The following is a 12024-nucleotide window of genomic DNA, read 5'->3' as shown; positions in this document are numbered from 1 at the left end:
GCAACGGAAACGGAGAACGGCATGGCCGAACGCGTGGTACTGGCATATTCCGGCGGACTCGACACCTCGGTCGGCATCGGCTGGCTCAAGGACGCGACCGGCAAGGAGGTCGTGGCCCTCGCCGTCGACGTCGGCCAGGGCGGCGAGGACATGGAGGTCATCCGGCAGCGCGCGCTCGACTGCGGCGCGGTCGAGGCCGTGGTGGTGGATGCGAAGGACGAGTTCGCGGACGACTACATCGTCCCCGCGCTCAAGGCCAACGCGCTCTACCAGAAGCGCTACCCGCTGGTCTCGGGCCTCAGCCGCCCGCTGATCGCGAAGCACCTCGCCCGCGTGGCGCACGAGCTCGGCGCGAACAGCGTCGCGCACGGCTGCACCGGCAAGGGCAACGACCAGGTGCGCTTCGAGGCCGCCGTCGCCGCGCTCGCGCCCGACCTGACCTCCATCGCGCCGGTCCGCGACCTCGCCCTCACCCGCGACAAGGCCATCGTCTACGCGAACGAGCACGACCTCCCCATCGAGCAGAGCAAGAAGAGCCCCTACTCGATCGACAAGAACGTCTGGGGCCGCGCGGTCGAGACCGGCTTCCTCGAGGACCCGTGGAACGGCCCCATCGAGGACCTCTACGAGTACACGCAGGACCCCGACGTGCTGCGCGAGGCGACCGAGGTCACCATCACGTTCGAGGCCGGCGTCCCGGTCGCCATCGACGGCGTCCGCTACTCGCCGCTGCGCATCGTGCAGGAGCTGAACGCCGCGGCCGGCGCGCACGGCATCGGCCGCATCGACGTCGTCGAGGACCGCCTGGTCGGCATCAAGAGCCGCGAGGTCTACGAGGCGCCCGCCGCCATGACGCTCATCGAGGCGCACGAGGAGCTCGAGAGCCTCACCATCGAGCGCGACCTCGGCCGCTACAAGCGCGGCGTCGAGAAGGACTGGGCGAACCTCGTCTACGACGGCCTCTGGTTCTCCGGCCTCAAGCGCTCGCTCGACGCGTTCATCGAGGACTCGCAGCGCCACGTCTCCGGCGACATCCGCATGACGCTGCGCGGCGGTCGCGCGGTCGTCACCGGCCGCCGCAGCGACACGAGCCTGTACGACTTCGACCTCGCCACCTACGACACCGGCGACACGTTCGACCAGTCGCTGTCCAAGGGCTTCATCGAGCTGTGGTCGCTGCCGAGCAAGATCTCGGCGCGCCGCGACCTCGCGGTGGAGCAGGCCGCGCTGGCCGCCGACGACGCCGCGTCCGCGCCCGCCGCGGAGTAGCCGCATGACCGAGAGCACGGATCCGTCCTCCCGGGCGAGCGAGGCGGGCGCCCTGTGGGGCGGCCGCTTCGCCGGCGGGCCGTCGCCGGAGCTCGTCGCGCTCAGCCGCTCGACGCACTTCGACTGGCAGCTGGCGCCGTACGACATCGCCGGGTCCCGAGCGCACGCCCGTGCTCTCGCGTCCGCGGGCTACCTGTCGGACGCGGAGCGGCAGGCGATGCTGCAGGCGCTCGACACCCTCGAGGAGCGCGTCCGCTCGGGCGCGCTCGTCGCGTCCGACGCCGACGAGGACGTGCACGGCGCCCTCGAGCGCGGCCTCATGGACATCGCCGGCCCCGAGCTCGGCGGCAAGCTCCGCGCGGGCCGCAGCCGCAACGACCAGATCGCCACGCTCGTGCGCATGTACCTGCGCGACCACGCGGCGGCCATCCACGCGATGCTCGTGCAGCTCGTCGACGCCCTGGCCGCGCAGGCGGAGGCGGCGGGCGGCGCGATCATGCCGGGCCGCACGCACCTGCAGCACGCGCAGCCCGTGCTCCTCGCGCACCACCTGCTCGCGCACTGCTGGCCGCTCGTCCGCGATCTCGAGCGGCTCGCCGACTGGGACGCGCGCGCCGACGTGTCGCCCTACGGGTCCGGTGCGCTGGCCGGGAGCACCCTCGGTCTCGACGCCGGTGCCGTCGCCCGCGACCTCGGCTTCGCCCGCAGCTCCGAGAACTCGATCGACGGCACGGCAGCCCGCGACGTCGTGGCGGAGTTCGCGTTCGTGCTGGCCCAGGTCGGCATCGACCTGTCGCGGCTGAGCGAGGAGATCATCCTCTGGAACACGCGGGAGTTCGGGTTCGTCACGCTGAGCGACTCGTACTCGACCGGGTCGTCGATCATGCCGCAGAAGAAGAACCCCGACATCGCCGAGCTCGCGCGCGGCAAGTCGGGTCGGCTCATCGGCAACCTCGCCGGGCTCCTCGCGACGCTCAAGGGCCTCCCGCTCGCGTACAACCGCGACCTGCAGGAGGACAAGGAGCCGGTGTTCGACTCGGTGCAGACCCTCGAGGTCCTGCTCCCGGCGTTCACGGGCATGATCGCGACGCTGCGCTTCGACGTCGACCGCATGGCGGAGCTCGCGCCGCAGGGCTTCTCGCTCGCGACCGACGTGGCGGAGTGGCTCGTCAAGCACCGCGTGGCCTTCCGCGACGCGCACGAGATCACGGGCGAGCTCGTGAAGCTCGCCGAGTCCCGCGGCGTGGGCCTCGAGGACCTCTCCGACGACGACCTGCGGGGCGTCTCGCCGCACCTGGTCCCCGAGGTCCGCGAGGTGCTGGTCATCGACGGATCCGTGGCGAGCCGCGACGGTGTCGGCGGCACCGCCCGGGTCCGGGTCGACGAGCAGCGCGCCGAGCTGGTGCGCCGCGTCGCCGACCTCCGTTCACGGGCCGACGCCGCGGCCGAGCGCCGGGCGTCGGCGTCCGCGGACGCGTCGGCATGACCCTCTCGAAGGACGGCCGTCGGCCCGAGCGCCCAGAGCCCCGCCATCGCTGGCTCCTCCCGCTCGTCATCGGCGTCGCCGTCGCGGTGCTCGTGTTCGTGGTGGTCGTCGCGACCCTCAACGGCGAGCTGATCTGATCCCCGCGTGACGGACCCGGCCTTCTTCGCGCGCGACGCGGTCGAGGTGGCGCCCGCCCTCCTCGGCGCCATCCTGTCGCGCGACTCCGAGGAGGGCCGGGTCGCCGTCCGCCTCACCGAGGTGGAGGCCTACCGCGGCGTCGGCGAGGATCCCGGATCGCACTCCTTCCGCGGCAAGCGCGCCCGCAATGCGACCATGTTCGGCCCGCCCGCCCACCTCTACGCGTACTTCACGTACGGCATGCACACGTGCGCGAACATCGTCTGCGGTCCCGAGGGCACGAGCGCGGGCGTGCTGCTGCGCGCGGGCGAGGTCGTCGAGGGGGCGGACCTCGCCCGGAGCCGCCGCGGCGCGGCGGTGCGCGACCGCGACCTCGCGCGGGGGCCGGCGCGCCTCGCGGTCGCCCTCGGCATCCCGCTCTCGGACGACGGCGCCGCGCTGGACGCGCCGCCGTACCGGCTGATCCTGCCGGACGAGCCGCTCGCCCTCCCGGCCGCCGGGCCGCGCGTCGGCGTGTCCGGACCCGGCGGCTCCGGCGAGCTCTTCCCGTGGCGCTTCTGGGTGCCGGGCGACCCGACGGTGTCGCCGTACCGGGCGCACGTCCCGCGCGTCCGCCGCTGAACCGCCGTCCGACGGCGACCGCGGCCGCTGCCGCCGCTACCGGATGACGAGCACGACGGCCGCGCAGGTCGCGGCCCACAGCCAGCTCACGAGCGTGCCGATGATGAAGCGCTCGCGCGCCTCCGCGGCCTCGCCGAGCTCCGTGAACCGGCCGACGCCCTTGATGGCGATCACGACGGCCAGCGCCTCGGGGTAGCCCGCGAGGATCACGGCCACGACGGCCAACCGCTCCAGCATGCCGATGGTTGCACCGCCGCGGAGGACCTCCCGGGTCGGCCGGCGGATCGCCGCGGGGTCGTCCTCCTGCCCGCGCGGCGGGACGAGGATGCCGCCGAAGGCGCCCGGCTCCACCGAGCCCCGCGTCGCGAGGGCGAGCACGACGGTGGACGCGGATCCGCCGCCCAGCACCGCGAGCACGACCGCGACCAGCCCGACGAAGCCGACGACGAGCGGGGACGCGGACCCCGTGAGCGCCAGCCCCAGCACGAGCGCGGCGGCCAGGGCGCCCGTGGCGCCGGCCACGCGTCCCGTCCCGGAAGAGCGCACGGCCAGGAGCGCGAGCACGAGCGATGCGGTGACCAGCACGCAGAGTGCGGCCCACGCCGCGATCTCCGCGGGCGTCCCGACGGGGATCACGAGCCCGCTCCCGCGCGGGTCGACCGCGGCGTCGACCGCGGAGCGCGCGCCGCCGGGTCCGCGCCCGCCGACGCGCGCCCGTCGAGGTGCGCGAGCAGCGCGACGAGGCCGGGGATCGCGGCCCGCTCGGCCCGCCACGCGCTGGTGCGCAGGCGCGTGCTCACGGCCTGCGGCGTGATGTCGAGCACCGCGGCGACCTCCCGCTGCGTGCCGCCGTCGGCCATGCGGTCGACGACGTCCCAGCCCTGGGGGGTGCGGCGATCCCGGGCGAGCAGCAGCAGGGTGATGAGCGCCTCGACCTCGTCGACGCCCGGGAGCCCCGCGCCCTGGTCGTCGGGGGCGGGGGGAGACGGCGGATCCACCGCGAGGGCGAACCGCGTGGCGCTCCGCTTGGCCGTGGTGACCGCCTCGCGCGCGGCGATGAACGCCGGGCCCGTGGCCTCGCGCGTGGCCTGGGGGAGCGGGGTGCGCACAGCGCCGATGCCGAGCCCCACGCTCCAGTGCCCGGCGCGCGTGAGCACGAGCGCCATGTCGAGGGCGGTGCCCGCGTCGGCGACGAGCGCCTGCACCTCGTCGCCCGACGTGCGGTCGACCGGCAGCACGAGCCGCCCCTCGTAGCGGGCGGCGAGGTCGTCGCGTGCCGTGCCGGCGCGGTCGACGTCGTCGCGACTGGCCTTCTGGTCGGCGGTGATGACGAACACGCGGATCTCCTCTCAAAGCCCTGCACTTGATGTATGCACATCAAAGCTACGCACTTGATGTCCCAAGATCAATGCCCACGGGCTGATCCGGTTCCCCTGATGTGCTTCCGAGCATCCCCTCCGCCACCGACAGCCGACCGCCGTCGTCCGCTCCGCGCGCACGCCGCCGGAGCGGCCGCGTCCCGGCGTCCTCGGGTCCCGCGCTGGTAGCGTGACCGGGTGACGAACGCCGATCCCGCACCCCTCACCGTCCAGCGCAACGACCCGTCCTTCGCGGACGTGTGGGAGGAGATCGTCTGGCGCGGGTACGTGCACGTCTCGACGGACCAGGAGGCGCTGCGGTCCCTGCTCGCCGGTCCGCCGATCACGTACTACTGCGGCTTCGACCCCACGGCGCCGAGCCTGCACCTCGGCAACCTGGTGCAGCTGCTCCTGATGCGCCGGCTCCAGCTGGCCGGGCACCGTCCGCTCGGGCTCGTCGGCGGATCCACGGGCCTCATCGGGGATCCGCGGCCCACCGCCGAGCGCACCCTGAACACCCCCGAGGTCGTGGCCGACTGGGTGACCCGTCTGCAGGCGCAGGTGTCGTCGATCCTCAGCGCCGAGGGCGACAACGCCCTGCGCATCGTGAACAACCTCGACTGGACGGCGCCCCTCAGCGCCATCGACTTCCTGCGGGAGGTGGGCAAGCACTTCCGGGTGGGGACGATGCTCAAGAAGGACGCCGTGAGCGCGCGGCTCAACTCCGACGAGGGCATCAGCTACACCGAGTTCAGCTACCAGATCCTGCAGGGGCTCGACTACCGCGAGCTCTTCCGGACGCACGGGTGCGTGCTGCAGACCGGGGGCAGCGACCAGTGGGGCAACCTCACCAGCGGCACCGACCTGATCCGGCGCAGCGAGCGGGCGACCGTGCACGCCATCGGCACGCCGCTGATCACCAACTCCGACGGGACCAAGTTCGGCAAGAGCGAGGGCAATGCGGTCTGGCTCGATCCGGAGCTCACGAGCCCGTACGCGTTCTACCAGTTCTGGCTCAACACGGACGACGCGGACGTCATCCACCGGCTGCGGATCTTCACGTTCCTCGACCGCGCGCGCATCGAGGAGCTGTCACGGGCCGTGGAGTCGGAGCCGTTCCGTCGCGAGGCGCAGCGCACGCTCGCATGGGAGGTGACCTCCCTGGTCCACGGGGTCGGCGCGACCGAGTCGGCGATCGCCGCGGCGCAGGCGCTCTTCGGCCAGGGGGAGCTGGCGGCGCTCGACGAGCGCACCCTGCTCGGGGTGCTCGGCGAGCTGCCCACCGCGCAGGTCGCGACCGGGACCACGGTGATCCAGGCCCTCCTCGACACCGGCCTCGTCTCGAGCGCGGGGGAGGCCCGGCGCGCGATCACCCAGGGCGGGGTGTACGTGAACAACGTCGCGACCACCGATGCGGGGGCCGTCCTGGACGACCTCCTGCACGGACGTTTCGCGGTGCTGCGCCGTGGCAAGAAGACCCTCGCCGGCGTCACCGTGGGCTGAAAGCGCCTCTGACCGGCACTCCCTTCCGGAGGTCGTCGCGACACGCCCGGGATGCGGGTTGTTTTGCGGGGGTGGGGTGGTCCGCGTAATGTCTCCTCTTGTCGCCGGAACGGGCGGGAAGCGAAAAGCTTCCGGAGCTGTTCTGGCGGGTGATGATCCTGGTGAAACAGAAGTTGCCGCGGCTTACGGGTTGCGTGTGTACCACCAACTGAGCTAGGGTCTGATTCTGCTTCCGACGTGAGTGCTGGGCCTTCTGGGTCTGGATCACTCCCACGGGGAGCGGTGGAGTGTGAGCTCCGATGGCTGGCTGTGATGGTCGGTGTCGGGAGCGTCCGTTCCTTGAGAACTCAACAGCGTGCACAATGTCAAATGCCAAATACCCGTGGCATCGTCCCTTTGGGATGGTGTCCGGATTCCTTTGGAAAACATTTAAACAAACAAGCAAGTCAGTAATGATTTGTTCTGTCGGTTTCAAACTTGCTGGTTCGTGTTCGATTCCCGTTCACGTCCGGCTTTAGATGTGCCGGTCGCCTTCGGGTGGTCGTGCGTTTAAGCATTTATGGAGAGTTTGATCCTGGCTCAGGACGAACGCTGGCGGCGTGCTTAACACATGCAAGTCGAACGGTGAAGTCGGAGCTTGCTCCGGCGGATCAGTGGCGAACGGGTGAGTAACACGTGAGTAACCTGCCCCCGACTCTGGGATAACTGCTAGAAATGGTAGCTAATACCGGATATGACGACTGGCCGCATGGTCTGGTCGTGGAAAGAATTTCGGTTGGGGATGGACTCGCGGCCTATCAGGTTGTTGGTGAGGTAATGGCTCACCAAGCCTACGACGGGTAGCCGGCCTGAGAGGGTGACCGGCCACACTGGGACTGAGACACGGCCCAGACTCCTACGGGAGGCAGCAGTGGGGAATATTGCACAATGGGCGAAAGCCTGATGCAGCAACGCCGCGTGAGGGATGACGGCCTTCGGGTTGTAAACCTCTTTTAGTAGGGAAGAAGCGAAAGTGACGGTACCTGCAGAAAAAGCACCGGCTAACTACGTGCCAGCAGCCGCGGTAATACGTAGGGTGCAAGCGTTGTCCGGAATTATTGGGCGTAAAGAGCTCGTAGGCGGTTTGTCGCGTCTGCTGTGAAATCCCGAGGCTCAACCTCGGGTCTGCAGTGGGTACGGGCAGACTAGAGTGCGGTAGGGGAGATTGGAATTCCTGGTGTAGCGGTGGAATGCGCAGATATCAGGAGGAACACCGATGGCGAAGGCAGATCTCTGGGCCGTAACTGACGCTGAGGAGCGAAAGCATGGGGAGCGAACAGGATTAGATACCCTGGTAGTCCATGCCGTAAACGTTGGGAACTAGATGTGGGGACCATTCCACGGTCTCCGTGTCGCAGCTAACGCATTAAGTTCCCCGCCTGGGGAGTACGGCCGCAAGGCTAAAACTCAAAGGAATTGACGGGGGCCCGCACAAGCGGCGGAGCATGCGGATTAATTCGATGCAACGCGAAGAACCTTACCAAGGCTTGACATATACCGGAAACATGCAGAGATGTGTGCCCCGCAAGGTCGGTATACAGGTGGTGCATGGTTGTCGTCAGCTCGTGTCGTGAGATGTTGGGTTAAGTCCCGCAACGAGCGCAACCCTCGTTCTATGTTGCCAGCACGTAATGGTGGGAACTCATAGGAGACTGCCGGGGTCAACTCGGAGGAAGGTGGGGATGACGTCAAATCATCATGCCCCTTATGTCTTGGGCTTCACGCATGCTACAATGGCCGGTACAAAGGGCTGCGATACCGTAAGGTGGAGCGAATCCCAAAAAGCCGGTCTCAGTTCGGATTGAGGTCTGCAACTCGACCTCATGAAGTCGGAGTCGCTAGTAATCGCAGATCAGCAACGCTGCGGTGAATACGTTCCCGGGCCTTGTACACACCGCCCGTCAAGTCATGAAAGTCGGTAACACCCGAAGCCAGTGGCCTAACCGCAAGGGAGGAGCTGTCGAAGGTGGGATCGGTGATTAGGACTAAGTCGTAACAAGGTAGCCGTACCGGAAGGTGCGGCTGGATCACCTCCTTTCTAAGGAGCATGTGCACCTCTCCTCTGTATACAGGGAGATCAAGGGTGCCAAGTCACGCGTCAGGCGTTCGTCCTGGCGGTGGCGCTCATGGGTGGAACATTGACATTGATGCCGGCTGATGTGCCGTGCTGCTAGTACGCCTCCTTGTGGGGTGGGAACGTGGTGCGGGGTGTCGAGGGCATGTTGCACGCTGTTGGGTCCTGAGGGACCGGGCCGCACCTTTGCTGGTGTGTCTGGTTTCTTGTCGGACCCTTTCCGTCGTCCTTCCATGGATGGTGGTGGGGTACCGCCCGTATATTGAGAACTACACAGTGGACGCGAGCATCTTAGATTCACCGGTTTTCCGGTGGATCACAAAGATCTATTTATAGATCATTGGTCAATTCTGTCTCCTCTAGGGGAGGCGAAACGATTCAATCTCATGTGATTTCAAGATTCTAAGAGCAAACGGTGGATGCCTTGGCATCTGGAGCCGAAGAAGGACGTATAAATCTGCGATAAGCCTCGGGGAGCTGATAATAGAGCTTTGATCCGAGGATCTCCGAATGGGGAAACCCCGCCAGGCCCTTTGGGTGACCTGGTGACTCCCGCCTGAATATATAGGGCGGGTAGAGGGAACGTGGGGAAGTGAAACATCTCAGTACCCACAGGAAGAGAAAGCAAAAGCGATTCCGTTAGTAGTGGCGAGCGAAACCGGAAGAGGCCAAACCGATCATGTGTGATATCCGGTAGGAGTTGCATGGTCGGGGTTGCGGGACTTTCCGTACAGTTCTACCGAGCTGTGAGGGCAATGAGCGCGATATAGACGAATGGTCTTGAAAGGCCAGTCATAGAGGGTGCGAACCCCGTAGTCGAAATGTCGTCGCCTGTCCGGAGAGTATCCCAAGTAGCACGGGGCCCGAGAAATCCCGTGTGAATCTGTCAGGACCACCTGATAAGCCTAAATACTCCCAGATGACCGATAGCGGACAAGTACCGTGAGGGAAAGGTGAAAAGTACCCCGGGAGGGGAGTGAAATAGTACCTGAAACCGTTTGCTTACAAACCGTTGGAGCACCCTTGTTGGTGTGACAGCGTGCCTTTTGAAGAATGAGCCTGCGAGTTAGTGATATGTGGCGAGGTTAACCCGTGAGGGGCAGCCGTAGCGAAAGCGAGTCTTAATAGGGCGTATGAGTCGCATGTTCTAGACCCGAAGCGAAGTGATCTATCCATGGCCAGGTTGAAGCGACGGTAAGACGTCGTGGAGGACCGAACCCACTTCAGTTGAAAATGGAGGGGATGAGCTGTGGATAGGGGTGAAAGGCCAATCAAACTTCGTGATAGCTGGTTCTCTCCGAAATGCATTTAGGTGCAGCGTTGCGTGTTTCTTGCCGGAGGTAGAGCTACTGGATGGACGATGGGCCCCAAAAGGTTACTGACTTCAGCCAAACTCCGAATGCCGGTAAGTGAGAGCGCAGCAGTGAGACGGTGGGGGATAAGCTTCATCGTCGAGAGGGAAACAACCCAGACCACCATCTAAGGTCCCTAAGCGCGTGCTAAGTGGGAAAGGATGTGGAGTTGCATAGACAACCAGGAGGTTGGCTTAGAAGCAGCCACCCTTGAAAGAGTGCGTAATAGCTCACTGGTCAAGTGATTCCGCGCCGACAATGTAACGGGGCTCAAGCACGCCACCGAAGTTGTGGCATTTATATTACAGGCAGGCCTTCGTGGTCCAGCCGTATGGATGGGTAGGAGAGCGTCGTGTGGCCAGCGAAGCGGCGGTGTGAACCAGCCGTGGAGGCCACACGAGTGAGAATGCAGGCATGAGTAGCGAAAGACGGGTGAGAAACCCGTCCTCCGAAAGACCAAGGGTTCCAGGGCCAGGCTAATCCGCCCTGGGTAAGTCGGGACCTAAGGCGAGGCCGACAGGCGTAGTCGATGGACAACGGGTTGATATTCCCGTACCGATGAAGAACCGCCCAAGACAATCCAGTAATGCTAAGTGTCTGAATCCTTGATTCGATCCCTTCGGGGTGACGGTCTTGGCCTAGCACACGACCCTACGCTGGGGCGTTTAGCGTATTAACAGGTGTGACGCAGGAAGGTAGCTGAGCCGGGCGATGGTTGTCCCGGTCTAAGGATGTAGGGCAGAAGATAGGCAAATCCGTCTTCTATTAAGCCTGAGACCCGATGGGTAGTCCTCACGGACGAAATCAGTGATCCTATGCTGCCGAGAAAAGCATCGACGCGAGGTTCCAATCGCCCGTACCCCAAACCGACTCAGGTGGTCAGGTAGAGAATACTAAGGAGATCGAGAGAATCGTGGTTAAGGAACTCGGCAAAATGCCCCCGTAACTTCGGGAGAAGGGGGGCCTGAGGCGTGTAGGGATTTACTCCTGAAGCGTTTGAAGGCCGCAGAGACCAGTGGGAAGCGACTGTTTACTAAAAACACAGGTCCGTGCTAAGTCGCAAGACGATGTATACGGACTGACGCCTGCCCGGTGCTGGAAGGTTAAGAGGAACGGTTAGCACGCAAGTGCGAAGCTGAGAATTTAAGCCCCAGTAAACGGCGGTGGTAACTATAACCATCCTAAGGTAGCGAAATTCCTTGTCGGGTAAGTTCCGACCTGCACGAATGGCGTAACGACTTCCCAGCTGTCTCAACCGCGAACTCGGCGAAATTGCACTACGAGTAAAGATGCTCGTTACGCGCAGCAGGACGGAAAGACCCCGTGACCTTTACTACAGCTTGGTATTGGTGTTCGGTGTGGCTTGTGTAGGATAGGTGGGAGACTTTGAAGCTCGGACGCTAGTTCGGGTGGAGTCATTGTTGAAATACCACTCTGGTCACTCTGGATATCTAACTTCGAACCGTAATCCGGTTCAGGGACAGTGCCTGGTGGGTAGTTTAACTGGGGCGGTTGCCTCCTAAAAAGTAACGGAGGCGCCCAAAGGTTCCCTCAACCTGGTTGGTAATCAGGTGTCGAGTGTAAGTGCACAAGGGAGCTTGACTGTGAGACTGACAAGTCGAGCAGGGACGAAAGTCGGGACTAGTGATCCGGCAGTGGCTTGTGGAAGCGCTGTCGCTCAACGGATAAAAGGTACCTCGGGGATAACAGGCTGATCTTGCCCAAGAGTCCATATCGACGGCATGGTTTGGCACCTCGATGTCGGCTCGTCGCATCCTGGGGCTGGAGTAGGTCCCAAGGGTTGGGCTGTTCGCCCATTAAAGCGGTACGCGAGCTGGGTTTAGAACGTCGTGAGACAGTTCGGTCCCTATCCGCTGCGCGCGTAGGAAATTTGAGAAGATCTATCCCTAGTACGAGAGGACCGGGATGGACGAACCTCTGGTGTGTCAGTTGTTCCGCCAGGAGCACCGCTGATTAGCTACGTTCGGAACGGATAACCGCTGAAAGCATCTAAGCGGGAAGCCGGCTTCGAGATGAGATTTCCATCCCTTTCAGGGTGAAGGCTCCCGGCTAGACTACCGGGTTGATAGGCAGGATGTGGAAGCGAGGACTAAAGACTCGTGGAGCTGACCTGTACTAATAAGCCGATATCTTGAAAACACTCTGCTTGCGTCCACTATGTGG

7 protein-coding genes and 2 rRNA genes are annotated in these 12024 nt (G+C 64.8%); 7 read left to right on the top strand and 2 right to left on the bottom strand.

The features are described 5' to 3' along the window. Positions 1-21: 21 nt before the first annotated feature. The 4 genes from H9X71_RS10025 to H9X71_RS10010 are packed head-to-tail and all read left to right on the top strand — an operon-like array spanning position 22 to position 3514. Positions 22-1269 (top strand): argininosuccinate synthase, encoded by a 1248-nt coding sequence (locus tag H9X71_RS10025; RefSeq protein ID WP_191146959.1) that lies wholly within the window; start codon positions 22-24, stop codon positions 1267-1269. Between the two features lie 4 nt (positions 1270-1273). Continuing rightward, complete coding sequence (gene argH, locus H9X71_RS10020; protein WP_191146958.1) at positions 1274-2755, top strand: argininosuccinate lyase; 1482 nt, start codon at positions 1274-1276, stop codon at positions 2753-2755. Then, entirely contained in the window at positions 2752-2892 is a 141-nt protein-coding gene (locus H9X71_RS10015; protein WP_191146957.1) for a hypothetical protein, read from the top strand. The genes argH and H9X71_RS10015 overlap by 4 nt, the downstream gene beginning before the upstream one ends. Before the next feature lie 7 nt (positions 2893-2899). Next, entirely contained in the window at positions 2900-3514 is a 615-nt protein-coding gene (locus H9X71_RS10010) for a DNA-3-methyladenine glycosylase (protein WP_191146956.1), read from the top strand. Between the two features lie 36 nt (positions 3515-3550). On the opposite strand, the gene H9X71_RS10005 is transcribed toward H9X71_RS10010, so the two are convergent. Together H9X71_RS10005 and H9X71_RS10000 are read right to left on the bottom strand one after the other, a co-directional pair. Continuing rightward, on the bottom strand, positions 3551-4150 hold the full coding sequence (locus tag H9X71_RS10005) for a hypothetical protein (RefSeq protein WP_191146955.1): 600 nt from the start codon (positions 4148-4150) through the stop codon (positions 3551-3553). Further along, on the bottom strand, positions 4147-4851 hold the full coding sequence (locus H9X71_RS10000) for a DNA-binding protein (RefSeq protein ID WP_191146954.1): 705 nt from the start codon (positions 4849-4851) through the stop codon (positions 4147-4149). Before H9X71_RS10000 ends, H9X71_RS10005 begins: the two co-directional genes overlap by 4 nt. A gap of 219 nt (positions 4852-5070) precedes the next feature. On the opposite strand from H9X71_RS10000, the gene tyrS reads away from it, so the two are divergent. From tyrS to H9X71_RS09985, 3 genes are all read left to right on the top strand, one after another. Then, positions 5071-6375, top strand: a complete 1305-nt coding sequence (gene tyrS / locus H9X71_RS09995) for a tyrosine--tRNA ligase (RefSeq protein ID WP_191146953.1) — start codon at positions 5071-5073, stop codon at positions 6373-6375. 556 nt (positions 6376-6931) lie between these two features. Beyond that, positions 6932-8452 (top strand): 16S ribosomal RNA (locus H9X71_RS09990). 428 nt (positions 8453-8880) lie between these two features. Beyond that, positions 8881-12000, top strand: a 23S ribosomal RNA gene (locus tag H9X71_RS09985). Together the 16S and 23S rRNA genes form the textbook arrangement of a ribosomal RNA operon. Positions 12001-12024 lie beyond the last annotated feature (24 nt).

The sequence above is a fragment of the Clavibacter zhangzhiyongii genome (assembly GCF_014775655.1).
GTDB classification, from domain to species: Bacteria; Actinomycetota; Actinomycetes; order Actinomycetales; family Microbacteriaceae; genus Clavibacter; species Clavibacter zhangzhiyongii.
Note: the sequence above shows the minus strand (reverse complement) of the source record. Positions and strands in the feature narration are given on the sequence as shown.